A 25,100-nucleotide genomic window follows, 5' to 3' on the forward strand; every position below is an offset into this window, starting at 1 on the left:
CACCATGGATCAAAAACAGATTGAAGAAATTGTACGTAGCGTGATGGCGTCAATGGGACAGGACGTACCGCAGCCCGTCGCGCCGTCAACGCAGGCAGGCGCAAAGCCGCAGTGCGCTGCGCCGACGGTGACCGAAAGCTGCGCGCTGGATTTAGGTTCCGCAGAGGCAAAAGCCTGGATTGGCGTCGAGAATCCGCATCGTGCGGACGTGCTGACCGAACTGCGTCGCAGTACTGCGGCACGCGTCTGTACGGGTCGTGCCGGGCCGCGTCCGCGCACCCAGGCGCTGTTGCGCTTCCTGGCGGATCACTCCCGTTCGAAAGACACCGTGCTCAAAGAAGTGCCGGAAGAGTGGGTCAAAGCGCAAGGGCTGCTGGAAGTACGTTCGGAGATCAGCGACAAAAACCTGTACCTGACGCGCCCGGATATGGGGCGTCGCCTGAGCCCGGAAGCCATTGACGCGCTGAAGTCGCAGTGCGTGATGAACCCGGATGTGCAGGTAGTGGTCTCCGATGGCCTCTCTACGGATGCGATCACCGCCAACTATGAAGAGATCCTGCCGCCGCTGCTTGCCGGTCTGAAGCAGGCCGGGCTGAACGTCGGCACGCCGTTCTTTGTGCGCTATGGCCGCGTGAAGATTGAAGATCAGATTGGCGAAATTCTCGGCGCGAAGGTCGTCATCCTGCTGGTGGGCGAACGTCCGGGGCTGGGGCAGTCGGAAAGCCTCTCCTGCTACGCCGTCTATTCCCCGCGCGTGGCGACCACCGTCGAGGCCGACAGAACCTGTATTTCAAACATTCATCAGGGGGGGACGCCGCCAGTAGAAGCTGCCGCCGTGATTGTGGATTTGGCCAAACGGATGCTGGAGCAGAAAGCGTCCGGCATCAACATGACCCGTTAAGGAGACATCATGCCTGCATTAGATTTGATTCGACCTTCAGTGACTGCCATGCGCGTGATTGCCTCCGTGAATGACGGCTTTGCGCGGGAACTTAAATTACCGCCACATATACGTAGCCTCGGACTCATCACGGCAGATTCTGATGATGTGACCTATATTGCCGCTGATGAAGCGACAAAACAGGCGATGGTGGAAGTAGTCTATGGCCGCTCCCTCTATGCCGGGGCGGCTCACGGGCCGTCGCCTACCGCCGGTGAGGTGTTGATTATGCTGGGCGGCCCGAACCCGGCGGAAGTACGCGCCGGTCTGGATGCGATGGTCGCCAGTATTGAAAACGGCGCGGCGTTCCAGTGGGCGAACGATGCGGAAAATACCGCGTTCCTGGCGCATGTGGTTTCGCGTACCGGCTCGTACCTCTCGTCTACCGCAGGTATTGCGCTGGGCGATCCAATGGCCTATCTGGTGGCGCCGCCGCTGGAAGCGACATTCGGCATTGACGCGGCGATGAAATCCGCTGACGTTCAGCTGGTGACTTACGTGCCGCCGCCGTCGGAAACCAACTATTCGGCCGCGTTTTTAACGGGAAGCCAGGCCGCGTGTAAAGCCGCCTGCAACGCCTTTACCGACGCCGTGCTGGATATCGCCCGTAACCCTGTCCAGCGTGCGTAACGGAGGCTGCCAATGATCAATGCCCTGGGATTACTGGAAGTGGACGGAATGGTCGCCGCCGTCGATGCGGCGGATGCCATGCTGAAAGCGGCCAACGTGCGTTTGCTCAGTCACCAAGTGCTCGACCCTGGCAGGCTCACGCTGGTGGTGGAGGGCGATCTGGCGGCGTGTCGTGCGGCGCTGGATGCCGGAAGCGCCGCCGCGCAGCGCACAGGCCGTGTGATTAGCCGCAAAGAAATTGGTCGTCCGGAAGAGGACACCCAGTGGCTGGTTGGCGGGTTTGCGCGTGCGACAACGCCGACTGAGAAAGCGCCCCAGGTACCCGCAACGCCTGAGTTCGCCGAAGCGTTACTGGCGCTGCTGGCATCAGTACGCCAGGGAATGACGGCGGGAGAGGTGGCCGCGCATTTTGGCTGGCCGCTGGAGCAGGCCAGAAACGTGCTGGAACAACTCTTTTCTGACGGAGCGTTGCGTAAACGCAGTAGTCGCTATCGCATCAAAAATTAATCTGTCGGAGGGCCGGGCGTCCTGGCGGGCGTCCGGCATAGAAGATCATGAAAAAGACCCGTACAGCGAATTTGCACCATCTTTATCATGAAGCGTTACCCGAAGACGTTAAACTTACGCCCAGAGTCGAGGTGGACAATGTTCATCAGCGACGGACGACGGATGTCTATGAACATGCTCTGACTATCACCGCCTGGCAGCAGATCTACGATCAGTTACACCCGGGTAAATTTCATGGCGAGTTCACGGAAATCCTGCTTGATGAGATTCAGGTGTTCCGTGAATACACCGGCCTGGCGCTGCGTCAGTCGTGTCTGGTTTGGCCAAACTCTTTCTGGTTTGGTATTCCGGCGACGCGCGGCGAACAGGGATTTATCGGCGCGCAGGGGCTCGGCAGCGCCGAGATTGCCACCCGACCGGGAGGCACCGAGTTTGAACTGAGCACGCCGGATGATTACACCATTCTGGGCGTCGTTATCTCGGAAGATGTTATTTCCCGTCAGGCCACGTTTTTGCATAACCCGGAAAGGGTGCTGCATATGCTGCGTAACCAGTTAGCGCTGGAGGTAAAAGAGCAGCATAAAGCGGCGCTGTGGGGCTTTGTGCAGCAGGCGCTGGCCACCTTCAGCGAGAGTCCTGAAACCCTGCATCAACCTGCGGTGCGTAAGGTCTTGAGTGATAATTTGTTGCTGGCGATGGGCACGATGCTGGAAGAGGCGAAGCCGATTCATAGTGCCGAAAGTATCAGCCATCAGGGATATCGCAGGCTACTGTCGCGGGCGCGGGAATATGTGCTGGAAAATATGTCGGAGCCGCTGACGGTGCTCGACTTATGTAACCAGCTACACGTTAGCCGCCGCACGCTGCAAAATGCGTTTCACGCCATTTTGGGCATTGGCCCCAATGCGTGGCTGAAACGTATTCGCTTAAACGCAGTACGCCGGGAACTGATTAGCCCGTGGTCGCAGAGCGCCACGGTCAAAGATGCCGCGATGCAGTGGGGATTCTGGCATCTGGGGCAATTTGCCACCGATTATCAGCAATTATTTGCCGAAAAACCGTCGTTGACGCTGCATCAACGGATGCGGCAATGGGCTTGATATTGATGGGTAGGCTCTCCGGTTGCTGATAACGTGCGCGTGTCGGGAATTGCCCGGTGGCGGCTGGCGCCTTACCGGGCCTACGGATTCGCTGCCGTCTGTGGTTGGTAGCCCGGACAAGGCACGCCAGCGCCGCCTCCGGGGAACCGCGCGCAATTTTGTCTCCGCAGATAAACCCGTAAAGCATCCCATCGGCATATTTCTCAATATCTTCATAACTTATTTGTGCGAGGAACATCATCGTTTGCGCGCACGTTGGGCACGTTGGATATTCCGCATCCTGAACCCAGGCCGGGTGGCCGCCGAGCTGTGAAAAGGTCGTGGGTGAATTAGGAACGGCCGTGGCGAAAACGGTGTTATATGCCGTACAACACTACCAGGTCAGAATGCGAATTACCGAGTTCTTTATCTACAATGAACTCGTTTATTTCTACGAGCCTGCTTTTACTCAACGACCAACCGGATAGGCGATAAACAAACCGGCTATCGTCAAAATACATGCCAGTAGGCATAGCAAGATACAGTTAACGCTTTTACGCGGAATATGAATAATAAAGCAGAGTAATGCTATCAGGGCCATGACCACAGGGATGGTCACCATATTGATAACCAGAAGCACGATCAGACCGAAGCTCACCCCTCCGCTATGAGGGATGAATATTCTTTCTTCAAAATATATTTCTAGCGTAATAGCAAGCAGGCAGCCAATAAAACTTATACCCAGATGGGGATGCCATTTGGCGTCACTGGTTACTACTTTCCGTGTATTTGTTTGCATTGTTTTACTTTATAAATAAGTTAAATCCAGTCGCGTACCTGAATAAACTCGCTCAGCGCCGCTTCCGGGCTACCCGCTTCTGGCTGCCAGTCGTACTCCCAGCGCACCAGCGGCGGCATCGACATCAGGATAGATTCAGTGCGCCCGCCGGTTTGCAGACCAAACAGGGTGCCTCTGTCCCACACCAGATTGAACTCCACGTAGCGCCCGCGGCGATAAAGTTGAAAATTACGCTCCCGCTCTCCCCAGACCATCGCTTTGCGTCGTTCGACAATCGGTAAATACGCCTCGGTGTAGCCGTTACCGACCGCCTGCATAAAAGCAAAACAGTGGTCGAAATCCGGCGTATTCAAATCGTCAAAAAACAGGCCGCCGATACCGCGCTGCTCGTTACGATGCTTGAGGAAAAAGTAGTCATCGCACCACTTTTTATAGCGCGGATACACATCGTCGCCAAACGGCTGGCACAGGTCGCGGGCGGTGCGGTGCCAGTGAACGGCATCCTCTTCAAAGCCGTAGTAGGGCGTTAAATCGAACCCGCCGCCAAACCACCACACCGGATCGGCGCCCGGTTTTTCGGCAATAAAAAAGCGCACGTTAGCATGGCTGGTGGGAATATACGGATTGTGCGGATGCACCACCAGCGATACGCCCATCGCTTCAAAGCTACGCCCGGCCAGTTCTGGCCGATGCGCGGTGGCGGATGCGGGCATTGCATCGCCGTGAACGTGAGAGAAATTAACGCCCGCCTGTTCGAAAATCCCGCCGTTGCGTAATACCCGGCTGCGTCCGCCGCCGCCCGCTTCGCGTCGCCAGCTATCTTCGACAAAGTTTGCGCCATCCACAGCGGATAACTTTTGGCAAATATCATCCTGCAGGCGTAGCAGAAACTGTTTTACGTGATGTGCATCGGGTTTCATGATTACCGTTTCTTCGTGTGTGCTTTCTGATTATCAAACCAGTGAAAATAACTGATGATGCCGTTGGCGATCGCCGTAGCGATTTTCTGGCGAAACGCCGTCGTGCCCAGCAGGCGTTCTTCTTCCGGATTGGTAATAAACGAGGTTTCGACCAGCACCGACGGAATTGACGGTGATTTTAGCACCACGAAAGCCGCTTGTTCGGTAGTGCGGCTGTGTAATTTATGTATAGGTTTGATTTTCTTGAGAATATGCGAACCCAGCGTCAGACTGTTTTTAATCGTATCGGTTTGCACCAGATCAAACAAAACTTGTTGTAATAGATGATCCCGGTCAGTGGCTTTTTTACCCGCCACTTCGTCCGCGCGGTTTTCACGCTCGGAGAGATACTTCGCCATGGCGCTACTGGCCCCGCGGTTGGAAAGCGCAAAAACGGAAGCGCCCGCTGCTTTCGGGTTAGTAAAACCATCGGCATGAATAGACATAAACAGATCCGCGCCGTGCTTATGGGCGATTTCCACCCGATCGTACAGTGGAATAAAGGTATCCCCTGTCCGGGTTAAACGCGCATCGATTCCGTGATTTCGCAAAATAGCGCGTACGTTTTTGGCAATTGCCAGTACGACGTGTTTTTCCTGAGAACCGTTGCGGCCAATCGCGCCGGTATCGATGCCGCCGTGTCCGGGGTCGAGCATCACCAGCCGTTTACTGCCGGTTTTTTTGGTTTTGGGTTTGCTGTGACCATTACTGGTTTTTAGCGTTTCTTCTTTGGCTACTGCGTGCGACATACCTGACAGCGTCAGGGCCGCCAGACCTGTTTTGAGTACCTGGCGGCGCGAAGTGAGAGTTTTTAGGAGTTTAAAAGTGCTCATACGGCCTGAGTTGTGAAAATTAAGTTCAAGATGTTATATCGTATCGCGTAATCCGTTACGACGGTTGGTGATGAGAATTGTTTTACTTTTCATTTCAATACGTGACACATCGCCATTATGCCATTTTTTCCGCTACATCGCGTCAGATATTGGCTGAATCAGATGTTTGCGCCATAATCTTGGTTTTTCCACCCGAAAAGGCAACGAATACCATGGAAATACGCGTTTTTCGCCAGGAAGATTTCGAAGAGGTGATTACCCTCTGGGAGCGTTGCGACCTGCTGCGTCCATGGAACGATCCTGAAATGGATATTGAACGCAAGGTGAATCACGATGTCAGCTTGTTCCTCGTTGCGGAAGTTAGCGGCGAAGTCGTCGGTACGGTAATGGGCGGTTATGACGGGCATCGCGGCTCGGCGTATTACCTGGGCGTTCACCCGGAGTTCCGCGGGCGCGGCATTGCGAATGCGTTGCTTAACCGGCTGGAAAAAAAACTCATCGCCCGCGGGTGTCCGAAAATCCAAATTATGGTGCGCGATGATAACGACGTTGTGCTGGGCATGTATGAACGTCTGGGGTATGAGCATTCTGACGCCCTAAGTTTGGGTAAACGCCTGATTGAAGATGAAGAGTACTGAGTTTCATCCAGCCGATTATGATGTACACGGACGTTTACGCCTGCCGTTTCTGTTCTGGTGCGTACTGCTACTTCAGGCGCGCGCCTGGGTACTCTTTGTCATTGCCGGTTCATCCCGTGGACAGGGTAATACTTTGTTAAACTTTTTTTATCCCGACCATGACAATTTTTGGCTGGGGCTGTTGCCCGGCGTTCCGGCGGTAGTGGCATTTTTACTCAGCGGGCGGCGTGAAGCGGTTCCTGGTGTGTGGCGCTGGCTGCGCGGACTCCTGATCCTTGCTCAACTGGTGTCGTTGTGCTGGCTGCCGGTGATGTGGCTGGGTGGCGACCCGGTCAACGGCGTCGGGCTGGCGCTGCTGCTGGCGGACATCGTCGCGCTGATCTGGCTGTTAACCAATCAACGTTTGCGTGCCTGTTTTTCCTTTGAGAAAGAATAACGGCACTTTTTGGCGAACCCGCACTCCAACCAACGTTAATTAATAAAAGAAAGGAAGTGAGATGAAATCGCTGCGTTTGACTTTACTCGCACTGCCGCTGGCGCTGACCGGCTGCTCGACGCTCTCCTCGGTCAACTGGTCTGCCGCAAATCCATGGAACTGGTTTGGTTCCTCGACAGAAGTCACTGAGCAAGGCGTGGGAGCGCTGACCGCCGCCACGCCGCTGGAAGAGCCGGCTATTGCAGAGGCATTAGATGGCGATTATCGCCTGCGTAGCGGTATGAAAACCGATAACGGCAACGTGGTGCGCTTTTTCGAAGCGATGAAGGGCGACAACGTCGCGATGGTGATCAACGGCGAGCAGGGCACCGTGAGCCGTATTGATGTGCTGGACAGCGACATCCCAACCGCCGCGGGGGGCAAAATCGGTACGCCGTTTAGCGACCTTTACAGCAAAGCTTTTGGTCACTGCGAGCCGGTTTCCAGCGATAGCCATACCAGCGTCGAATGTAAAGCCGAGGGAAGTCAGCATATTAGCTATGTTTTCTCCGGCGAGTGGAGCGGACCGGAAGGCTTAATGCCTCCTGATGACGTCTTAAAAAACTGGGACGTGCGCAAAATTATCTGGCGTCGTTAATTTGCGCCTGAACAAACCGCTTCGCTTAAAAACAAGGTAAAATAGCCTCCATTAATGCCACGACTGCGTGGCATTCTCATTTTCAGGAGGAATCATGTCTCAGGTTCAAAGTGGCATTTTGCCGGAACATTGCCGTGCGGCAATTTGGATTGAAGCCAATGTGAAAGGCGACCTGGACGCCCTGCGCGCGGCCAGCAGAACATTTGCCGATAAACTGGCGACCTTCGAAGTCAAATTTCCGGACGCCCATCTTGGGGCCGTTGTGGCGTTTGGCAACAATACCTGGCGTGCCCTGAGTGGCGGCGTCGGGGCGGAAGAACTGAAAGATTTTATTCCTTATGGTAAAGGGCTGGCGCCAGCCACGCAGTATGACGTGCTGATCCATATCCTTTCCCTGCGCCACGATGTGAATTTTTCTGTTGCCCAGGCGGCGATGGAAGCCTTCGGCGACTGTATCGACGTGAAAGAAGAAGTTCACGGCTTCCGTTGGGTGGAAGAACGCGATCTGAGCGGCTTTGTCGACGGGACAGAGAACCCGGCGGGCGAAGAGACGCGCCGTGAAGTGGCGGTGATCAAAGATGGCGTGGATGCCGGCGGCAGTTATGTGTTCGTGCAGCGTTGGGAGCACAATCTCAAGCAACTTAACCGGATGAGTATTCACGATCAGGAGATGATGATCGGTCGTACCAAAGAAGCCAATGAAGAGATTGACGGCGATGCGCGTCCGGCAACGTCTCACCTGAGCCGCGTCGATCTCAAAGAAGATGGCAAAGGGCTGAAGATTGTGCGCCAGAGCCTGCCATACGGCACCGCCAGCGGCACTCATGGTCTCTATTTTTGCGCTTACTGCGCACGTCTGCACAATATCGAACAGCAGCTTCTGAGTATGTTCGGCGATACCGACGGTAAACGCGACGCGATGCTGCGCTTCACCAAACCGGTGACTGGCGGCTACTATTTTGCGCCGTCGCTGGATCGCCTGTTAGCGCTATAAGGTAAAACCCTGTCGGATGGCAGCGCAAACGCTTTATTCGACCTACGATTGGTAGGCCTGATAAGCGCAGCGCCATCAGGCAGAACAGCATAAAAATGCCCATCCCCGCCTCCGCGGGGATTTTTTTACCTAATATTTACCTGAATTAGTGAGCTATTCCTCAGCACTTATTTGTTATTACTGTATTTTCAGTGTTAATGGAGTGTAAGACTCCATATTCAAAAGGAGACATTGAAAATGGGTAAACTCACGGGCAAGACAGCATTGATTACGGGCGCATCGCAGGGGATTGGCGAAGGGATCGCTCGCGTATTCGCACGCCACGGCGCGAACTTAATCTTGCTGGATATCTCCGATGAGATTGAAAAGCTGGCGGATGAGCTGGGCGGGCGCGGGCATCGCTGTACTGCCGTTAAGGCTGACGTCAGAGATTTTGCTTCGGTGCAGGCGGCGGTTGCGCGCGCCAAAGAGACTGAAGGTAGAATTGATATTTTGGTGAATAACGCTGGCGTGTGCCGTCTGGGCAACTTCCTCGATATGAGTGAAGAAGATCGCGATTTCCACATTGATATTAATATTAAAGGTGTCTGGAACGTCACCAAAGCCGTCCTGCCGGAGATGATTAAACGTAAAGATGGCCGCATTGTGATGATGTCTTCCGTCACGGGAGATATGGTGGCGGACCCGGGTGAAACGGCCTATGCGCTGTCAAAAGCCGCCATTGTCGGTTTAACCAAATCGCTGGCGGTAGAGTATGCGCAGTCCGGTATTCGCGTGAATGCCATTTGCCCCGGTTATGTAAGAACGCCGATGGCGGAAAGCATTGCCCGTCAGTCTAACCCTGACGATCCGGAATCGGTATTAACGGAAATGGCAAAAGCTATTCCGCTACGCCGCCTTGCCGATCCGCTGGAAGTAGGGGAACTGGCGGCATTTCTGGCTTCCGATGAGTCCAGCTATCTTACCGGAACGCAAAACGTCATTGATGGCGGCAGTACCCTGCCTGAAAGCGTAAGCGTAGGCGTCTGATTGATGCCGGTCTCCTCCCCGCGCCGCGTGGGGAGGGATTCTCTTATTCCCTTTTCAACTTTCAAATCATCAAACGGTATATAAAACCGTTACTCCTTTAGCGCTGGTTATAAATATGATGACCATAAGAAAGTCATTAAATTTATAAGGGTGCGCAATGGCCGTTAACTTACTGAAAAAGAGACCCCTGACGCTGGCAGCAATGCTGTTACTGGCAGGGCAGGCGCAGGCAACGGAGCTGCTGAACAGCTCATACGATGTCTCCCGCGAGCTGTTTGCCGCCCTTAACCCGCCGTTTGAGCAACAATGGGCGAAGGATAACGGCGGCGATAAGCTGACGATTAAGCAGTCTCATGCCGGGTCATCAAAACAGGCGCTGGCGATTTTGCAGGGACTGAAGGCAGACGTCGTGACCTACAATCAGGTGACCGACGTACAGATTCTCCATGATAAAGGTAAACTGCTCCCTGCCGACTGGCAAAGCCGTCTGCCGAACAACAGTTCGCCATTCTATTCCACGATGGGCTTCCTGGTGCGCAAGGGGAACCCGAAAAATATTCACGACTGGAGCGATCTTGTACGTTCCGACGTGAAGCTGATTTTCCCTAACCCGAAAACCTCCGGCAACGCCCGTTACACGTATCTGGCGGCATGGGGCGCAGCGGATAACGCGGACGGCGGCGATAAAGCCAAAACCGAACAGTTTATGACCCGGTTCCTGAAAAACGTCGAAGTGTTTGATACCGGCGGTCGCGGCGCTACGACTACCTTTGCCGAGCGTGGTCTGGGCGATGTGCTGATTAGTTTTGAATCGGAAGTGAACAACATCCGCAAACAATATGAAGCCCAGGGATTTGAAGTGGTGATCCCGAAAACGAACATTCTTGCTGAATTCCCGGTTGCCTGGGTGGATAAAAACGTGAAGGCCAACGGCACAGAAAAAGCCGCCAAAGCTTACCTGAACTGGCTGTATAGCCCGCAGGCGCAGACCATCATTACCCATTACTACTACCGCGTGAATAACCCGGAAATCATGGGCAAGCAAGCAGATAAATTCCCGCAGACCGAACTGTTCCGCGTGGAAGACAAGTTTGGCACGTGGCCTGAGGTGATGAAAACGCACTTTGCCAGCGGCGGCGAGCTGGACAAACTGTTGGCGGCGGGGCGTAAGTAATGCTTGCCGTTTCTTCCCGACGCGTGCTGCCTGGCTTTACGTTAAGCCTCGGCACCAGTTTGCTGTTTGTCTGCCTGATCCTGCTGTTGCCGTTGAGCGCGCTGGTGATGCAGCTCTCACAGATGAGCTGGTCGCAATACTGGGATGTCGTGACCAACCCTCAGGTGGTGGCTGCCTATAAAGTGACGCTACTGGCGGCATTTGTGGCGTCGATTTTTAACGGCGTGTTTGGCCTGCTGATGGCGTGGATTTTAACCCGCTACCGTTTTCCAGGGCGCACGTTGCTGGATGCGCTGATGGATCTGCCGTTTGCGCTGCCTACGGCGGTGGCGGGGTTAACGCTGGCCTCGCTGTTCTCTGTGAACGGTTTCTACGGTCAGTTTCTTGCGCAGTTTGATATCAAAGTGACCTATACCTGGCTCGGTATTGCGGTGGCGATGGCCTTTACCAGCATTCCATTTGTGGTGCGCACCGTCCAGCCGGTACTGGAAGAGCTGGGGCCGGAATATGAAGAAGCGGCACAAACGCTGGGGGCCACCCGCCTGCAAAGTTTTCGCAAAGTCGTGCTGCCTGAGCTGTCGCCTGCGCTGATTGCCGGCGTGGCGCTCTCTTTTACCCGTAGCCTGGGTGAGTTTGGCGCGGTGATTTTTATCGCTGGAAATATTGCCTGGAAAACAGAAGTGACCTCGCTGATGATTTTTGTGCGTTTGCAGGAGTTTGATTACCCCGCCGCCAGCGCCATTGCCTCGGTGATCCTTGCGGCATCACTGCTGCTGCTGTTCTCAATTAACACTCTGCAAAGTCGCTTTGGTCGACGTGTGGTAGGTCATTAATGGCGGAAGTGACTCAATTGAAGCGATACGACGTCCCCCGCATTAACTGGGGAAAATGGTTTCTGATTGGCGTCGGGATGCTGGTTTCGGCGTTTATCCTGCTGGTGCCGATGATTTACATCTTCGTGCAAGCGTTCAGCAAAGGGTTAATGCCGGTACTGCAAAATCTGGCCGATCCGGACATGCTGCACGCCATCTGGCTGACGGTGTTGATTGCCTTGATCGCAGTGCCGGTGAATCTGGTGTTCGGTATTCTGCTGGCATGGCTGGTGACGCGCTTTAACTTCCCCGGACGTCAGCTACTGCTGACCCTGCTGGATATTCCCTTTGCCGTCTCGCCGGTGGTGGCCGGTCTGGTTTATCTGCTGTTTTATGGCTCCAACGGCCCGTTGGGCGGCTGGCTGGATGAGCATAATTTGCAAATGATGTTCTCCTGGCCGGGGATGGTACTGGTCACTATTTTTGTCACCTGTCCGTTTGTGGTGCGCGAACTGGTGCCAGTGATGCTCAGCCAGGGCAGTCAGGAAGATGAGGCGGCGATTTTACTGGGCGCATCCGGCTGGCAAATGTTTCGCCGCGTGACGTTGCCGAATATTCGCTGGGCGCTACTCTACGGCGTGGTATTAACCAACGCTCGCGCGATTGGCGAGTTTGGCGCGGTGTCGGTGGTGTCCGGCTCGATTCGCGGCGAAACGTTATCGCTACCGTTACAGATTGAATTGCTGGAGCAGGACTACAACACCGTCGGCTCCTTTACCGCCGCCGCATTGTTGACGCTAATGGCGATTATTACCCTGTTTTTGAAGAGCATGTTGCAATGGCGTCTGGAGAATCAGGAAAAACGCGCGCAACAGGAGGAAAATCATGAGCATTGAGATCGCCAGAATTAAGAAATCGTTTGGTCGCACTCAGGTACTGAATGATATCTCGCTGGATATTCCTTCCGGCCAGATGGTTGCCTTGTTGGGGCCGTCAGGTTCCGGCAAAACGACGCTGCTGCGCATTATTGCCGGGCTGGAACATCAGTCCAGCGGCCACATTCGTTTCCACGGTACGGACGTTAGCCGCCTGCACGCGCGTGAGCGTAAAGTCGGTTTTGTGTTTCAGCACTATGCGCTGTTTCGCCATATGACGGTGTTTGACAACATCGCTTTTGGCCTGACGGTGCTGCCGCGACGCGACCGCCCAACTGCGGCGGCGATTAAAACGAAAGTGACGCAATTGCTGGAGATGGTGCAACTGGCGCACCTCGCGGATCGCTTCCCCGCCCAGCTTTCCGGCGGACAAAAACAGCGCGTGGCGCTGGCGCGCGCGCTTGCCGTGGAACCGCAAATTCTACTGCTGGATGAACCCTTTGGCGCGCTGGATGCCCAGGTACGTAAAGAGCTGCGTCGCTGGCTGCGCCAGCTACATGAAGAACTGAAATTCACCAGCGTCTTTGTCACCCACGATCAGGAAGAAGCGACGGAAGTGGCGGATCGGGTGGTGGTAATGAGTCAGGGCAATATCGAACAGGCTGATGCGCCGGATCGGGTGTGGCGTGAACCGGCAACCCGCTTCGTACTGGAGTTTATGGGCGAGGTGAACCGCCTGACAGGCACCGTCCGCGGCGGGCAGTTTCACGTTGGCGCGCATCGCTGGCCGCTGGGTTATACGCCCGCGTACCAGGGGCCGGTCGATCTGTTCCTGCGTCCGTGGGAGGTGGATATTAGCCGCCGCACCAGCCTGGATTCTCCGCTACCAGTACAGGTCATTGAGGCCAGCCCGAAAGGTCACTATACACAGTTAGTGGTACAGCCGCTGGGGTGGTATCACGATCCGCTGACGGTGGTGATGGCGGGTGAGGATGTTCCGGTTCGCGGCGAGCGTTTGTTTGTTGGACTGCAAAAAGCGCGTCTGTATAACGGCGACCAGCGTATTGAAACGCGTGAAGAGGAACTTGCTCTGGCGCAATCGGCCTGATAGGTTAATTTGTATAGTTATCGCCCGGTGGCGCTTCGCTTACCGGGCCTACAGCGTATATCGTGATTTTGTAGGCCGGGTAAGCACAGCGCCACCCGGCATTTTTATTGAGCTGAAAACGTGAATACATTAGAACAAACCATCGGCAATACGCCGCTGGTCAAATTACAACGTCTGGCGCCGGATAACGGCAGTGAAATCTGGGTTAAGCTGGAAGGCAATAATCCGGCAGGATCGGTGAAAGATCGCGCGGCGCTATCGATGATTGTCGAGGCGGAAAAGCGCGGGGAAATTAAACCGGGCGATGTCCTGATTGAAGCGACCAGCGGCAACACTGGCATTGCGCTGGCGATGATCGCCGCGCTGAAAGGTTATCGCATGAAGCTGTTGATGCCAGACAACATGAGCCAGGAGCGTCGGGCGGCAATGCGGGCCTATGGCGCGGAACTGATTCTGGTCACTAAAGAGCAGGGAATGGAAGGGGCGCGCGATTTAGCGCTCGCTATGTCTGAACGAGGCGAGGGCAAACTGCTCGATCAGTTTAATAATCCCGATAACCCGTATGCCCACTACACGACCACCGGCCCGGAAATCTGGCGGCAAACGCAGGGGCGGGTAACGCATTTTGTCTCCAGCATGGGCACGACCGGCACCATTACCGGCGTGTCGCGTTTTCTGCGCGAGCAGGAAAAGCCGGTCACTATCGTTGGCCTGCAACCGGAAGAGGGCAGCAGTATTCCGGGCATTCGCCGCTGGCCTGCGGAATATATGCCAGGGATTTTCAACGCCAGCCTGGTGGACCAGGTGCTGGATATTCACCAGAATGATGCCGAAAACACCATGCGTGAACTGGCCGTTCGTGAAGGCATTTTCTGCGGCGTGAGTTCCGGCGGCGCGGTAGCGGGCGCGTTACGCGTCGCACGTGCCACGCCCGGCGCGATAGTGGTGGCGATCATCTGCGATCGCGGCGACCGTTACTTGTCTACCGGCGTGTTTGGTGAAGAGCATTTCAGCCAGGGGGCAGGGATTTAAACTAATGGGTTCAGCTGATTGGGATAAACAAGGCAACGGCCGCCTTTGACAAGCGGGAATATCCTGCCGATTTTCTATGTGCGCCAGCGCATTACCGCCGTCTTTTATAATAAAAGCTCGTCTGTTGTTCTTATTGTTGTATTTGTTCCTGGCAAAGCGTCATGTAATGCTTGCTGCTTTCTACCAGCCTGGCTGAACCAGGCCGGTAAAGTGACGGTGCTTTAAACATATAAATCAGTTGTACTTGTTGCTGGCAGGTCATCTCTGTCACTGGTACGTGAAATAACGTTAACGCCGCATTTTTCGTACCGTAAACCGCGTTACCCTGCGAATCCCGGCCATAATACGCTTGCGCCAGCATCATGGCATACAGCTCGTCGTCGCGGTACAGGCTGTCCAACCAGAACACCCAGATCGCGGTCCTGAAATGCCCATCCACGCCGGCTTGGGTATAGAGCAATCTGGCAGTATAAGATTTGGGGTGTATTTTGGCCGTAGCGCGGCGCAAAAAACGCGTCTGCGGCGATTCGGACAACCAGAAAGAGGCGCTCTGTAATGCGGTCTGGGCTATGGGACGAATTTCCAGATAATAGTAAACGATTAACCCTACAGCAAACGCTAACAGAAGCGCGATAACGCCTTTAAAAAACCACAGTAACACGCCTGGCATTATGATTTTTTCTTACTCAACATTCTTATCCGTTTCCGCAATAAGCGCATGTAAATAAGGCTGCGCGTTTTCATCGCTTTTACCGGGAATTTTAACGATATAGGGTTTTCCGGTGATGGACGACGACGACGCGACTTTATCGATAAACTGTTCGGCGGTGTCGATACGATTGCGCGTGTTGCCCAGTTTTAAGCGCAGGTGCGATACGGCTTCCTCGCAGTTATGCGCATCACCGTTACGAACGAATGTCAGATCCTTTTTCTGCGCCAGCGCATTCAGCATGGCGTTAATGCGCGCTTCTTCATGGGCGTTGAGTTTGGCCCAGGCGGGTAGGGTCAGCAGGAGCGCAACGACGGCGCAGACAATTTTCTTCATGGTAAAATCCTTTTTCATGCGATAATCACTGCACCTCAGACCGTTAGCCGGGTAATAAGTTGCACTCCTGGTGTGGTTATTTCTGTGAGTGCGCCAGCGTGAGTTCATCCAGAAAACGCCACAGCTTTTCATTCATCTGCTGGTAATCCCATGCGCGCATCTCGGCAACCGAGCGGATAAAACGCTTCCCTTGCGCGTCGGCCAGCTCCTGCTGCGAATGTTGGATTAATCCTTCAACCGCCTCGACGGTAAATTCCATATGACACTGGAAGCCGTAGACAAAATTGCCGTACTGCACTATCTGACGTGGACAGCCTTCGCTTTCGGCCAGCACGGTCGCCTGATCGGTGAGTCCTGGCATATCGTTGTGCCAGTGGCCGACGGTTAACGGGGAGCCAAAGTGGGCGATAAGCGGATGCCGCAGACCGGCTTCAGTGAGCGTAATAGGGTAATGACCAATCTCTTTTTCCGGACTTTGGCACACAGCGGCGCCCAGCGCCTCGCCAATGAGCTGCGAACCAAGACAAATGCCGATAACCATTCGCCGGGCCGTAATCGCCTGATTAATTAAGTGCTGTTCGGCGCGAGAGTCAAAGTACGGGCACTCTTCGCGGGTGGTGCGCGGCGACTGCGGACCGCCAAATACCACGAGCATATCGAACTCATCGGCATTGGGCGGTAGCGCTTCTCCGGCATAGACGCGCGACCATGAAATGGTATAACCGCGATCTTCAGCCCATTTCAGATAAGCGCCAGCGGATTCAAACGACTCATGGACAACAAAATGAACTCGCACGTTATTTTCTCCTGTTAGCGATTTAGCGCCTGATGGATATCAGCCGCCAGCGTGTTGATCTCGCTGTCATTTAATGTCGACAGCGTGATACGTAGACCGTGAGACGGCGCGCTTACGCCAAAGGCTTCTCCCTCACGTACCAGCCAGCCGGATTTTGCCAGCGTAAACGCGGTAGCCTGGCTATGGGTGTCCAGCGGGAGCCAGGCATTCACGCCGTCGCCGGGAGAAATGGCGATGCCATATTGCTGTAGGGCGCGGGCCAGTTTTTGTTGCCGGGTGGCGTAAAACAGCCGCGTTTGCGCCAGCCTGTGCTGATACTCAGGGTCGGTCAGGCAGGCGTAGACCAGATCCTGTAACAGATGGCTGACCCACTGACTACCGGCATTTAGCCGCAGCCGAAGTTTTGCCGAGGTCGCGCTGTCGCTGGCGACAATAGCAAGACGTAAATCGGGGCCGAGGGCTTTGGAAACGGAGCGTATCACCGCCCAGTGTTGCGTTGTCTGCGCAATAACCGGCTGCCAGGGCGACGAAGAAAGCAGGGCGAAGTGATCGTCAATAATGACCACTACCTGAGGGTAACGCGCCAGTATATTTTGCAGCGCAGCGGCACGGCGAGCGCTCAGGCTACAGCCGGTAGGGTTGTGCGCGCGCGGCGTTAAGATCACTGCCCGCGCGCCCTGGTTTAGCGCCTGTTCCAGCTTTTCAGGCTGCATTCCTTCGCTATCCACACTGACCGGGCTGGCGCTAAAACCGGCATAGCGCAGCATATTGATACTGCTTAAAAAACAGGGATCTTCCACCGCGACGCTGTCGCCCGGCAGCAGATGCGCGCAAAGCAGTCTTTCGATAGCGTCGATAGCTCCGCTGGTGATATCAATTTCACCTGCGACGGGGGTGGCATCCCGTAGCCAGCGCGCCGCCCAGGCGTGTAGTTCAGGGGAAACGGGCGCATCGCCGTAGAGATGCGGCGTGCGGCTGAGACGGGCAAAATAACGGCTAAGGTCAGGCAGACGCTGCGGATCGGGATTGCCGCCGGAAAGGTCGTGCAGAGGCGTATGTGGATCGCCGCCTTCCAGCGCTACGGGAGACGGACTGCCTTTAATCACCGTCCCATTGCGGCCTAAACTTTGCGCCAGTCCCGCCGTTATCAGCCGTTTATACGCCGCTGCGACGGTATTGCGGTTCACCTTTAATTCGCTTGCCAGCTCCCGTACCGGCGGGAGCGAATCCTCCGCCCGTAACGTGCCGGCGATAATGTGTTGACGGATACTGTCAAAAATTTCGTTAGCGGTTTTTCCGTCGATCATTATTGACCTATGACAAAATGAATTTTAGCATATGACAATGATAATGAGGCGGTAGCCTGCTGTCCAGCGAGAGGAAAATTTTATGGGACAAGAGAGTGATATTCAGTCAGTGCTCTTCGACGACAACCATCGGGCGTTACAGACCGATATCGTCGCCGTCCAGTCACAGGTCGTGTACGGCAGCGTAGGCAACAGTATCGCTGTTCCGGCCATTAAAGCGCAGGGACTACGCGTGACGGCGGTCCCGACGGTGTTGTTCAGCAATACGCCGCACTATAAAACGTTTTATGGCGGCATTATTCCCGCCGAGTGGTTTGCAGGCTACCTTACGGCGTTGAATGAGCGCGATGCGCTACGTGAATTAAAAGCGATTACCACCGGTTACATGGGCAGCGCAGACCAAATTGTCTTGCTTTCGAAGTGGCTAATGGCGATCCGGGCTTCGCATCCGGAGGTGTGTATTCTTGTCGATCCGGTCATTGGCGATACCGACAGTGGAATGTATGTGCAGGCGGAAATTCCGCAGGCTTATCGCACACATTTGTTGCCGCAGGCGCAGGGGCTAACGCCGAACGTATTTGAGCTGGAGATGCTGAGTGGTAAACCGTGCCGCACGCTGGAAGAGGCGGTGGCGGCGGCGCAATCGCTGCTTTCCGATACGCTGAAATGGGTGGTTATCACCAGCGCGCCGGGCGAATCTTTGGAGACCATAACGGTTGCGGTCGTTACTGCGCAGGTCGTGGAGGTCTTTGCCCATCCGCGGGTGGCGACGGAATTAAAAGGGACGGGAGATCTCTTCTGCGCCGAGCTGGTCAGCGGTATTGTGCAGGGAAAAAAACTGACGACCGCGGCAAAAGATGCGGCGCAGCGCGTGCTGGAGGTGATGACCTGGACACAGCAGTGTGGCTGTGATGAGTTAATTCTGCCGCCGGCAGGGGAGGCGCGATGAAGAGTTATCGGCTGGTGGTTCGCCAGCAGGGGCGTATCGTGGGGTATTTTGAAACGAGCGGGCTGGACGCGCTGGAAGATATTTGCGTAGCGCGGGCGATGTTTGGCATCACTGGCGGCTATCAGTGCGAGTTGCAAGTGTCCGATTCCGAACGCAGGATGCTGGAGAGTGGCCCGGATGGGATGAAGATCCTGATGCGCGAGAAGTGCTTTCGCCCGGTGACCTCGCAGTTGTAGCCCGTGGATTGGCGCTGAAATGTTCGCAACCTTGTAGGCCTGATAAGCGTAGCGCCATCAGGCAGTACGCCGCACCATCGCCGGATGGCGGCGCAAGTACAGGCAAAAAAAATGGCGCCCAAAGGCGCCATTCTTCACTGCGGCAAGAATTACTTCTTAATGCGGATAACCGGAGTTTCACCCACGGTCACGCTACCGGACAGTTTGATCAGTTCTTTGATTTCATCCATGTTGGAGATAACAACCGGAGTCAGGGTAGACTTGGCTTTTTCTTCCAGCAACGGCAGATCGAACTCGATGACCGGATCGCCAACTTTCACGCGCTGACCTTCTTCAGCAATACGCTTGAAGCCTTCGCCTTTCAGCTCAACGGTGTCGATACCGAAGTGAACGAACAGCTCAATGCCGCTATCGGATTCGATAGAGAACGCATGGTTGGTTTCAAAGATTTTGCCGATGGTGCCGTCAACAGGGGCGACCATTTTGTTACCGGTTGGTTTGATAGCGATGCCATCACCAACGATTTTTTCAGCAAAAACTACATCCGGCACGTCTTCGATGTTGACGATCTCGCCAGAGAGCGGGGCAACAATCTCAATAGTTCCGGTGTCTTTCTTATCATCAGAAACCAGAGATTTTAGTTTATCGAACAAACCCATGATCTTCTCCTAAGCAGTAAATTGGGCCGCATCTCGTGGATTAGCAGATTGTTTTTTCTTCAATGAACTTGTTAACCAGCGTCATTAACTCGTCCGTTGTCGGTTGAGCAAGAGCCTGCTCTGCTAACACCTTCGCATCTTCGAAGTTCGTGTTACGGATAATCTTCTTAATGCGCGGGATAGAAATGGCGCTCATAGAGAATTCGTCCAGACCCATCCCCAGCAACAGAAGTGTAGCACGTTCGTCGCCTGCAAGCTCACCACACATGCCAGTCCATTTACCTTCTGCATGAGAAGCATCAATAACTTGCTTGATCAAGTTCAGTACGGACGGTGACATTGGCTGGTAAAGGTGTGAAATCATATCATTACCACGGTCAACTGCCAGGGTGTACTGCGTTAAATCATTGGTGCCGATACTAAAGAAATCAACTTCTTTGGCTAAATGACGCGCAATTGTCGCCGCAGCCGGTGTTTCCACCATCACGCCAATCTCAATGCTTTCGTCAAATGCTTTACCTTCGTCACGCAGTTCCTGTTTGTAGATTTCAATCTCTTTGCGCAGCGCGCGAACTTCTTCAACAGAGATGATCATCGGGAACATAATGCGCAATTTACCGAAAGCGGAGGCACGCAGAATCGCGCGAACCTGGTCACGCAGGATCTCTTTGCGATCCATGGCGATACGCACGGCGCGCCAGCCCAGGAACGGGTTCTCTTCTTTCGGGAAGTTCATGTACGGCAGCTCTTTGTCGCCGCCAATGTCCATGGTACGGACGATAACCGCCTGCGAGCCGCACGCTTCAGCGACCGCTTTATAGGCGGCAAACTGCTCTTCTTCCGTCGGCAGCGCGTCGCGATCCATGAACAGGAATTCAGTACGATACAGACCAACGCCTTCCGCGCCGTTACGCTCAGCGCCTTCAACGTCGCGAACGGTACCGATGTTGGCGCAAACTTCGACCTGATGTCCATCCAGCGTGATTGCCGGCAGATCTTTCAGTTTTGCGAGTTCCGCTTTCTCGGTCGCAACCTGCTCCTGGACGGCGCGCAGTTGCTCAATAACATCGTTGGTCGGGTTGACGTAAACCTGGTTGTTCACGGCATCCAGAATCAGATAGTCGCCGTTTTTCACCTGAGAGGTGACGCTACCGGTACCTACGATCGCTGGCAGTTCCAGAGAACGCGCCATGATGGAGGTATGAGACGTACGTCCGCCCGCGTCGGTGATGAAGCCCAGCACTTTCTGCAGGTTCAACTGTGCGGTTTCTGACGGCGTCAGGTCAGCGGCAACCAGGATAACTTCTTCCTGAATCGCGCTCAGATCGATAATGGCCAGACCCAGGATGTTGCGCAGCAGGCGCTTACCGATATCACGTACGTCAGCCGCACGCTCTTTCAGGTATTCGTCATCCAGTTCTTCCAGGGCAGTGGCCTGACCTTCGATAACTTCATGTGCGGCTGCGTCAGCCGTCATGTGCTTATCTTTAATCAGGGCTATGATTTCCTGCTCCAGCTCCTCATCTTCGAGCAGCATAATATGCCCTTCAAAGATGGCTTCTTTTTCTTCACCGAACGTTTCACCAGCTTTTGTCTTGATCGCTTCCAGTTGCGCAGATGCCTTGGCACGACCGCTCAGAAAACGTTCAACTTCCTGATCAACCTTGTCGGCAGAAATTTTTTTCCGGTCAATGACGATTTCGTCTTCTTTCAGCAGCAGTGCTTTGCCGAAAGCGATACCCGGGGATGCTAAAATGCCTGAAATCATAACCCTACCTTACTTGTGACTGATTTTTAAAAGAACCCGGAAAAAACTTACTCGAGTTCCGCCATCAGTTTGACCAGATGTTCAACCGCTTTCTGCTCATCTTCACCTTCTGCGGAGATGGTGACGACGGTGCCTTGAGTCAGGCCCAGAGTCTGCAGTTTAAACAGGCTTTTCGCGCTGGCGCTTTTGCCGTTGGAAGTCACAGTAATCTCAGAAGTGAAGCCTTTTGCTTCTTTAACAAACTGAGCAGCAGGGCGGGTGTGCAGACCGTTCGGAGCGGTAATGGTAACTTCTTGCTGGAACATTGTATTTCCCCAACTTATAGGTTTAGTGTTGTGGAACTAAAGTCTAGCCTGGCGGCTCAACTTTAGCCTGTATTGTTAGCGCCGGCGTAAACGGGACGCGACACAAAAGGTGTTCTACGCAATCCGTTGCTGGCAACTTATGGCCGCTGACGTTTCGCTCGTCATTAAACATTATGCCGCGAAAGGAAGATTTGAACCAAATCATAAAATCGATTCAGCTAACGCTTTTCCTGTAACGATTAATTTCGCGCATCAAAATAATTAGTCTGGTTAAATACCAGTTCCGGCAGGGTGAATCAATGCCAGGTGAGGTGAAAGTTTGAAGCAGGCCACAAAAAAGCACCCAAAAAGGTGCTTTTTTACGCGTTTTTAACATGCTGGCATCACTGTTGCAGTTCTTTCTCAGTAAAGAGATCGGCGAACAACGCGGTGCTCAGATAACGCTCACCTGATGAGGGTAGGATAACCACAATATTCTTATTGGTAAAGCTTTCATCTTCCTGCAGCTTAAGCGCTGCAGCAACCGCGGCGCCGGAAGAAATTCCCGCCAGAATACCTTCCTCTTCCATCAGACGGCGCGCGGTAGAAATGGCTTCTTCATTGGTGATGCCAACCACTTTATCAATCAGTTTCAGATCCAGGTTGCCCGGGATGAAGCCTGCGCCGATGCCCTGAATTTTATGTGGGCCCGGTTTGATTTCTTCACCAGCCAGCGCCTGGGCGATAACCGGGGAGTCAGTGGGTTCTACCGCAACGGTGATAAGATCGGTTTTACCCTTCGTCCCTTTGATATAACGCGTGACGCCGGTTAACGTACCGCCAGTACCGACGCCGGAGATAAACACATCCACCTGACCATCGGTGTCTTCCCAGATTTCCGGGCCGGTGGTTTTTTCATGGATTTCCGGGTTGGCAGGGTTGCTGAACTGCTGGAGCAGGAGATATTTTTGCGGATCGCTGGCGACAATTTCTTCGGCTTTCTGAATAGCGCCTTTCATCCCTTTCGCCCCTTCGGTCAGCACCAGATTCGCGCCTAATGCTTTGAGTAGCTTGCGGCGTTCAATGCTCATGGTCTCCGGCATGGTCAGGGTGAGTTTGTAACCGCGCGCGGCGGCGACATACGCCAGCGCAATACCGGTGTTGCCGCTGGTCGGCTCCACCAGTTCCACGCCAGGTTTCAGTACACCGCGCTTTTCGGCATCCCAAATCATATTGGCGCCGATACGGCACTTGACGCTGAAGCTCGGGTTGCGCGACTCCACCTTCGCCAGAATGCGTCCATTACCGATACGGTTCAGTCGAACCAGCGGCGTATGACCGATAGTCAGCGAGTTATCTTCATAAATCTTACTCATGGCCTGTCCTTAACTGTATGAAATTGGGATACCTTCCCAGCATACCTTTCAGCCAGATATGGGGAAGTAAGGATTTCGCATATCTATATGCTGATGGGGAATAATGGTTATCAGTATGGAATAAGAGACAGCATAAGCCATCTCTTATTTATACATTTTTACGTTATTTCCATAACGCGTGCTTAGCACGCCAGCAATCAACCCACATTGCCGTCGCGCCACAGACGGCGACAGGCATAATGAAAAGGTTAAGCACCGGAATCATCGTAAAGAGACTGGTGAGCGCGCCAAATTGCATATTCGCCACCTTCTGCGTGCGCAACGCGGCGCGCATCGTTTTAAACGGCACTTTGTGGTTATCAAACGGGTAGTCGCAATACTGGATCGCCAGCATCCAGGCGCTGAACAAAAACCACAGCACCGGCGCGATGGTTTGGCCAATGCCAGGAATAAAATAGAGAATCAGCAGCACAATAGCGCGCGGCAGATACCACGCCAGCTTTTGCCATTCACGTTTCATAATGCGCGGTACATCTTTCATGATGCCGAGTATGCCGGTATCTGGCGGCGTGGCGCCGGTTAACCGCGCCTCAAGCTGTTCGGCTAAAAGGCCGTTAAACGGCGCGGCGATCCAGTTGGCGAGGGTAGAGAAAAAATAGCCAAAGACCAGTAGAACAGAGATAACCGCAATCGGCCACAGCAGATAGCTCAGCCATTGCAGCCAGTCCGGCACATGACTCATCAACGAAGGTATCCAGGCGTCAAGCTGGGTAAACAGCCACCAAAATGCGCCGCCCATCAGCACAATGTTGACCAGCAGAGGTAAAATAACAAAGCGGCGGATTCCCGGTAGGGTGACTAACTTCCATCCTTGCGAGAAATAATAGACGCCGCTACGTGGTACGGTTGTGGATGATGAAACCATATTCAGGACATACTCCTTTTTCTTAAAGCCCTGGGTAAACGTGGGATATCTTACCCGGTTATCAGACGGTGGATAGTTCGGAAATGTTCGAAAAAACAGCAAAAAGCACATTTTCCTTCATCTTTATGCTGCGAAAGCCAACAGTACACTTGCACTTGACGTAATCGGCAAATACTCTTAGTGAGTAAATGTTTGCCGTGGTGGCAAGGTGTTAGAACAACAGAGAATATAATGATGCAGGATTTGCGTCTGATATTAATCATTGTTGGCGCGATCGCCATAATCGCTTTACTGGTACATGGTTTCTGGACCAGCCGTAAAGAACGATCTTCTATGTTCCGCGATCGTCCACTAAAACGCATGAAATCGAAACGCGACGACGACTCGTATGACGACGATGTCGAAGAAGACGAAGGCGTGGGTGAAGTTCGTGTTCACCGCGTAAATCATGCCCCCGGCCAGTCGCAGGAGCATGATGCCCCTCGTCAGTCGCCGCAACACCAGTACCAGCCGCCTTATGCGTCTGCGCAACCGCGTCCAGCGGCGCCGCCGCAGCCGCAAGCGCCGATGCAACAGCCGGTTCAGCAACCGGTCCAACCTGCGCCTCAGCCTCAGCAGGTTCAGCCATCTGCGCCGCCGGTACAGCCGCCGCAACAGCAGCCTGCACCGCCGTCGCAAGCGCCGCAGCCTGTTGCGCAGCCCGCGCCGCCGCCATCAGCGCAAACCTTCCAGCCTGCGGAACCTGTGGTTGAGGCGGAACCGGTAGTGGAAGAAGCGCCGGTTGTGGAAAAACCGCAGCGTAAAGAGGCGGTCATCATTATGAACGTCGCGGCCCATCATGGCAGCGAGCTTAATGGTGAAGTGTTACTGAACAGTATTCAGCAGTCAGGCTTTAAATTTGGCGATATGAATATTTTCCATCGTCATTTGAGCCCGGACGGCAGCGGCCCGGCCTTGTTCAGTCTGGCGAATATGGTCAATCCGGGAACGTTCGATCCTGAAATGACGGACTTCACTACGCCTGGCGTCACTATCTTTATGCAGGTACCGTCTTACGGCGATGCGCTGCAGAACTTCAAGCTGATGCTGCAATCCGCGCAGCATATCGCTGATGAGGTCGGTGGCGTTGTGCTGGATGACCAGCGTCGGATGATGACGCCGCAGAAACTGCGCGAATATCAGGACCGCATCCGCGAGGTGATGGACGCTAACGCCTGAGGTTAACGCAGGTGTGACATTTTTAACGTAACCCCCGCCTGTCGGGGGTTTTTTA

General features: G+C 54.2%; 29 protein-coding genes and 1 pseudogene. 17 read left to right on the forward strand and 13 right to left on the reverse strand.

The window, feature by feature from the left end; all coding sequences use genetic code 11:
• Positions 1-4 precede the first annotated feature (4 nt).
• The 4 genes from eutC to eutR are packed head-to-tail and all read left to right on the forward strand — an operon-like array spanning position 5 to position 3,177.
• Entirely contained in the window at positions 5-901 is an 897-nt protein-coding gene (gene eutC, locus K8W53_RS06535; protein WP_000372344.1) for an ethanolamine ammonia-lyase subunit EutC, read from the forward strand.
• 9 nt (positions 902-910) lie between these two features.
• A complete protein-coding gene (eutL, locus tag K8W53_RS06540) occupies positions 911-1,570 on the forward strand; it encodes an ethanolamine utilization microcompartment protein EutL (RefSeq protein WP_001111056.1) in 660 nt (219 codons plus the stop codon).
• A 12-nt stretch (positions 1,571-1,582) separates the two neighbouring features.
• Complete coding sequence (eutK, locus tag K8W53_RS06545) at positions 1,583-2,077, forward strand: ethanolamine utilization microcompartment protein EutK (RefSeq protein ID WP_000606271.1); 495 nt, start codon at positions 1,583-1,585, stop codon at positions 2,075-2,077.
• Between the two features lie 47 nt (positions 2,078-2,124).
• The gene (gene eutR / locus K8W53_RS06550) at positions 2,125-3,177 is read left to right on the forward strand and encodes an HTH-type transcriptional regulator EutR (protein ID WP_000753665.1); all 1,053 of its coding nucleotides are present in this window, start codon (positions 2,125-2,127) and stop codon (positions 3,175-3,177) included.
• A gap of 166 nt (positions 3,178-3,343) precedes the next feature.
• Here the strand turns inward: eutR and K8W53_RS06555 are convergent.
• The 4 genes and pseudogenes from K8W53_RS06555 to amiA all read right to left on the reverse strand — a co-directional run.
• Positions 3,344-3,550 (reverse strand): annotated as a pseudogene (locus K8W53_RS06555) (DUF1963 domain-containing protein); the annotation flags it as partial.
• A gap of 75 nt (positions 3,551-3,625) precedes the next feature.
• Positions 3,626-3,955 (reverse strand): hypothetical protein, encoded by a 330-nt coding sequence (locus K8W53_RS06560; protein WP_001194343.1) that lies wholly within the window; start codon positions 3,953-3,955, stop codon positions 3,626-3,628.
• Between the two features lie 20 nt (positions 3,956-3,975).
• A complete protein-coding gene (gene hemF / locus K8W53_RS06565; protein WP_000801326.1) occupies positions 3,976-4,875 on the reverse strand; it encodes an oxygen-dependent coproporphyrinogen oxidase in 900 nt (299 codons plus the stop codon).
• A 2-nt stretch (positions 4,876-4,877) separates the two neighbouring features.
• On the reverse strand, positions 4,878-5,747 hold the full coding sequence (amiA, locus tag K8W53_RS06570; RefSeq protein WP_000102881.1) for an N-acetylmuramoyl-L-alanine amidase AmiA: 870 nt from the start codon (positions 5,745-5,747) through the stop codon (positions 4,878-4,880).
• A gap of 212 nt (positions 5,748-5,959) precedes the next feature.
• Here amiA and K8W53_RS06575 point away from each other — a divergent pair, with 212 nt between their 5' ends.
• The 10 genes from K8W53_RS06575 (at position 5,960) to cysM (ending at position 14,482) form a co-directional block, all read left to right on the forward strand.
• On the forward strand, positions 5,960-6,385 hold the full coding sequence (locus K8W53_RS06575; protein ID WP_000406008.1) for a GNAT family acetyltransferase: 426 nt from the start codon (positions 5,960-5,962) through the stop codon (positions 6,383-6,385).
• Complete coding sequence (locus K8W53_RS06580) at positions 6,372-6,821, forward strand: DUF2919 domain-containing protein (RefSeq protein ID WP_017441396.1); 450 nt, start codon at positions 6,372-6,374, stop codon at positions 6,819-6,821. Before K8W53_RS06575 ends, K8W53_RS06580 begins: the two co-directional genes overlap by 14 nt.
• 61 nt (positions 6,822-6,882) lie before the next feature.
• Positions 6,883-7,458, forward strand: a complete 576-nt coding sequence (locus K8W53_RS06585) for an RpoE-regulated lipoprotein (RefSeq protein ID WP_000838968.1) — start codon at positions 6,883-6,885, stop codon at positions 7,456-7,458.
• Positions 7,459-7,552: 94 nt separating this feature from the next.
• Entirely contained in the window at positions 7,553-8,452 is a 900-nt protein-coding gene (gene yfeX, locus K8W53_RS06590) for a porphyrinogen peroxidase (RefSeq protein WP_000084583.1), read from the forward strand.
• Between the two features lie 237 nt (positions 8,453-8,689).
• Entirely contained in the window at positions 8,690-9,481 is a 792-nt protein-coding gene (gene ucpA, locus K8W53_RS06595; protein ID WP_000517460.1) for an SDR family oxidoreductase UcpA, read from the forward strand.
• A gap of 157 nt (positions 9,482-9,638) precedes the next feature.
• Positions 9,639-10,655 (forward strand): thiosulfate/sulfate ABC transporter substrate-binding protein CysP, encoded by a 1,017-nt coding sequence (gene cysP / locus K8W53_RS06600; protein ID WP_023195466.1) that lies wholly within the window; start codon positions 9,639-9,641, stop codon positions 10,653-10,655.
• Positions 10,655-11,488, forward strand: coding sequence for a sulfate/thiosulfate ABC transporter permease CysT (gene cysT, locus K8W53_RS06605; protein WP_000881746.1), 834 nt, complete (start codon positions 10,655-10,657; stop codon positions 11,486-11,488). Before cysP ends, cysT begins: the two co-directional genes overlap by 1 nt.
• Positions 11,488-12,363: a sulfate/thiosulfate ABC transporter permease CysW gene (gene cysW / locus K8W53_RS06610; RefSeq protein WP_000852705.1), complete on the forward strand. Its 876-nt coding sequence runs from the start codon at positions 11,488-11,490 to the stop codon at positions 12,361-12,363. The genes cysT and cysW overlap by 1 nt, the downstream gene beginning before the upstream one ends.
• A complete protein-coding gene (cysA, locus tag K8W53_RS06615; protein ID WP_000021076.1) occupies positions 12,353-13,450 on the forward strand; it encodes a sulfate/thiosulfate ABC transporter ATP-binding protein CysA in 1,098 nt (365 codons plus the stop codon). The genes cysW and cysA overlap by 11 nt, the downstream gene beginning before the upstream one ends.
• 120 nt (positions 13,451-13,570) lie before the next feature.
• Positions 13,571-14,482, forward strand: a complete 912-nt coding sequence (cysM, locus tag K8W53_RS06620) for a cysteine synthase CysM (RefSeq protein WP_023223676.1) — start codon at positions 13,571-13,573, stop codon at positions 14,480-14,482.
• A gap of 130 nt (positions 14,483-14,612) precedes the next feature.
• Here cysM and K8W53_RS06625 read toward each other — a convergent pair whose 3' ends face one another.
• Genes K8W53_RS06625 through ptsJ form a run of 4 tightly spaced genes read right to left on the reverse strand, consistent with a single transcriptional unit; the run spans position 14,613 to position 17,630 of the window.
• On the reverse strand, positions 14,613-15,152 hold the full coding sequence (locus K8W53_RS06625; RefSeq protein WP_001119686.1) for a transglycosylase domain-containing protein: 540 nt from the start codon (positions 15,150-15,152) through the stop codon (positions 14,613-14,615).
• A 12-nt stretch (positions 15,153-15,164) separates the two neighbouring features.
• Positions 15,165-15,545: a YfeK family protein gene (locus K8W53_RS06630; protein ID WP_000710730.1), complete on the reverse strand. Its 381-nt coding sequence runs from the start codon at positions 15,543-15,545 to the stop codon at positions 15,165-15,167.
• Between the two features lie 58 nt (positions 15,546-15,603).
• A complete protein-coding gene (locus K8W53_RS06635; RefSeq protein WP_001263752.1) occupies positions 15,604-16,323 on the reverse strand; it encodes a GMP synthase in 720 nt (239 codons plus the stop codon).
• A gap of 14 nt (positions 16,324-16,337) precedes the next feature.
• Positions 16,338-17,630, reverse strand: a complete 1,293-nt coding sequence (ptsJ, locus tag K8W53_RS06640) for a transcriptional regulator PtsJ (protein WP_000565113.1) — start codon at positions 17,628-17,630, stop codon at positions 16,338-16,340.
• 82 nt (positions 17,631-17,712) lie between these two features.
• On the opposite strand from ptsJ, the gene pdxK reads away from it, so the two are divergent.
• Both pdxK and K8W53_RS06650 read left to right on the forward strand, forming a co-directional pair.
• Positions 17,713-18,579, forward strand: a complete 867-nt coding sequence (gene pdxK / locus K8W53_RS06645; RefSeq protein ID WP_000529613.1) for a pyridoxine/pyridoxal/pyridoxamine kinase — start codon at positions 17,713-17,715, stop codon at positions 18,577-18,579.
• Positions 18,576-18,815, forward strand: a complete 240-nt coding sequence (locus K8W53_RS06650) for a hypothetical protein (protein WP_000844547.1) — start codon at positions 18,576-18,578, stop codon at positions 18,813-18,815. Before pdxK ends, K8W53_RS06650 begins: the two co-directional genes overlap by 4 nt.
• Positions 18,816-18,964: 149 nt before the next feature.
• Here K8W53_RS06650 and crr read toward each other — a convergent pair whose 3' ends face one another.
• From crr to cysZ, 5 genes are all read right to left on the reverse strand, one after another.
• Positions 18,965-19,474: a PTS glucose transporter subunit IIA gene (crr, locus tag K8W53_RS06655; RefSeq protein ID WP_000522253.1), complete on the reverse strand. Its 510-nt coding sequence runs from the start codon at positions 19,472-19,474 to the stop codon at positions 18,965-18,967.
• Between the two features lie 40 nt (positions 19,475-19,514).
• Positions 19,515-21,242, reverse strand: coding sequence for a phosphoenolpyruvate-protein phosphotransferase PtsI (gene ptsI, locus K8W53_RS06660; RefSeq protein WP_000623118.1), 1,728 nt, complete (start codon positions 21,240-21,242; stop codon positions 19,515-19,517).
• Positions 21,243-21,289: 47 nt separating this feature from the next.
• The gene (ptsH, locus tag K8W53_RS06665) at positions 21,290-21,547 is read right to left on the reverse strand and encodes a phosphocarrier protein Hpr (protein ID WP_000487600.1); all 258 of its coding nucleotides are present in this window, start codon (positions 21,545-21,547) and stop codon (positions 21,290-21,292) included.
• 383 nt (positions 21,548-21,930) lie between these two features.
• Positions 21,931-22,902, reverse strand: a complete 972-nt coding sequence (gene cysK / locus K8W53_RS06670) for a cysteine synthase A (protein ID WP_000036904.1) — start codon at positions 22,900-22,902, stop codon at positions 21,931-21,933.
• A gap of 163 nt (positions 22,903-23,065) precedes the next feature.
• Positions 23,066-23,827, reverse strand: a complete 762-nt coding sequence (gene cysZ, locus K8W53_RS06675; protein ID WP_000255006.1) for a sulfate transporter CysZ — start codon at positions 23,825-23,827, stop codon at positions 23,066-23,068.
• Positions 23,828-24,058: 231 nt separating this feature from the next.
• Here cysZ and zipA point away from each other — a divergent pair, with 231 nt between their 5' ends.
• Positions 24,059-25,045 carry a cell division protein ZipA gene (gene zipA, locus K8W53_RS06680; protein WP_000983126.1) on the forward strand — a complete coding sequence of 329 codons (987 nt, stop codon included), beginning with the start codon at positions 24,059-24,061 and terminating at the stop codon, positions 25,043-25,045.
• Positions 25,046-25,100: the final 55 nt, after the last annotated feature.

Source organism: Salmonella sp. A29-2 (genome assembly GCF_020150755.1).
GTDB lineage: Bacteria > Pseudomonadota > Gammaproteobacteria > Enterobacterales > Enterobacteriaceae > Salmonella > Salmonella enterica.

Excerpts from the sequence above, each read along its gene's own strand:
- eutC (WP_000372344.1), top strand. The coding sequence starts at position 5 with ATGGATCAAAAACAGATTGAAGAAATTGTACGTAGCGTGATGGCGTCA.
- eutL (WP_001111056.1), top strand. The coding sequence starts at position 911 with ATGCCTGCATTAGATTTGATTCGACCTTCAGTGACTGCCATGCGCGTG.
- eutK (WP_000606271.1), top strand. The coding sequence starts at position 1,583 with ATGATCAATGCCCTGGGATTACTGGAAGTGGACGGAATGGTCGCCGCC.
- eutR (WP_000753665.1), top strand. The coding sequence starts at position 2,125 with ATGAAAAAGACCCGTACAGCGAATTTGCACCATCTTTATCATGAAGCG.
- K8W53_RS06560 (WP_001194343.1), bottom strand. The coding sequence starts at position 3,955 with ATGCAAACAAATACACGGAAAGTAGTAACCAGTGACGCCAAATGGCAT.
- hemF (WP_000801326.1), bottom strand. The coding sequence starts at position 4,875 with ATGAAACCCGATGCACATCACGTAAAACAGTTTCTGCTACGCCTGCAG.
- amiA (WP_000102881.1), bottom strand. The coding sequence starts at position 5,747 with ATGAGCACTTTTAAACTCCTAAAAACTCTCACTTCGCGCCGCCAGGTA.
- K8W53_RS06575 (WP_000406008.1), top strand. The coding sequence starts at position 5,960 with ATGGAAATACGCGTTTTTCGCCAGGAAGATTTCGAAGAGGTGATTACC.
- K8W53_RS06580 (WP_017441396.1), top strand. The coding sequence starts at position 6,372 with ATGAAGAGTACTGAGTTTCATCCAGCCGATTATGATGTACACGGACGT.
- K8W53_RS06585 (WP_000838968.1), top strand. The coding sequence starts at position 6,883 with ATGAAATCGCTGCGTTTGACTTTACTCGCACTGCCGCTGGCGCTGACC.
- yfeX (WP_000084583.1), top strand. The coding sequence starts at position 7,553 with ATGTCTCAGGTTCAAAGTGGCATTTTGCCGGAACATTGCCGTGCGGCA.
- ucpA (WP_000517460.1), top strand. The coding sequence starts at position 8,690 with ATGGGTAAACTCACGGGCAAGACAGCATTGATTACGGGCGCATCGCAG.
- cysP (WP_023195466.1), top strand. The coding sequence starts at position 9,639 with ATGGCCGTTAACTTACTGAAAAAGAGACCCCTGACGCTGGCAGCAATG.
- cysT (WP_000881746.1), top strand. The coding sequence starts at position 10,655 with ATGCTTGCCGTTTCTTCCCGACGCGTGCTGCCTGGCTTTACGTTAAGC.
- cysW (WP_000852705.1), top strand. The coding sequence starts at position 11,488 with ATGGCGGAAGTGACTCAATTGAAGCGATACGACGTCCCCCGCATTAAC.
- cysA (WP_000021076.1), top strand. The coding sequence starts at position 12,353 with ATGAGCATTGAGATCGCCAGAATTAAGAAATCGTTTGGTCGCACTCAG.
- K8W53_RS06625 (WP_001119686.1), bottom strand. The coding sequence starts at position 15,152 with ATGCCAGGCGTGTTACTGTGGTTTTTTAAAGGCGTTATCGCGCTTCTG.
- K8W53_RS06630 (WP_000710730.1), bottom strand. The coding sequence starts at position 15,545 with ATGAAAAAGGATTTTACCATGAAGAAAATTGTCTGCGCCGTCGTTGCG.
- ptsJ (WP_000565113.1), bottom strand. The coding sequence starts at position 17,630 with ATGATCGACGGAAAAACCGCTAACGAAATTTTTGACAGTATCCGTCAA.
- pdxK (WP_000529613.1), top strand. The coding sequence starts at position 17,713 with ATGGGACAAGAGAGTGATATTCAGTCAGTGCTCTTCGACGACAACCAT.
- K8W53_RS06650 (WP_000844547.1), top strand. The coding sequence starts at position 18,576 with ATGAAGAGTTATCGGCTGGTGGTTCGCCAGCAGGGGCGTATCGTGGGG.
- crr (WP_000522253.1), bottom strand. The coding sequence starts at position 19,474 with ATGGGTTTGTTCGATAAACTAAAATCTCTGGTTTCTGATGATAAGAAA.
- ptsI (WP_000623118.1), bottom strand. The coding sequence starts at position 21,242 with ATGATTTCAGGCATTTTAGCATCCCCGGGTATCGCTTTCGGCAAAGCA.
- ptsH (WP_000487600.1), bottom strand. The coding sequence starts at position 21,547 with ATGTTCCAGCAAGAAGTTACCATTACCGCTCCGAACGGTCTGCACACC.
- cysK (WP_000036904.1), bottom strand. The coding sequence starts at position 22,902 with ATGAGTAAGATTTATGAAGATAACTCGCTGACTATCGGTCATACGCCG.
- cysZ (WP_000255006.1), bottom strand. The coding sequence starts at position 23,827 with ATGGTTTCATCATCCACAACCGTACCACGTAGCGGCGTCTATTATTTC.
- zipA (WP_000983126.1), top strand. The coding sequence starts at position 24,059 with ATGATGCAGGATTTGCGTCTGATATTAATCATTGTTGGCGCGATCGCC.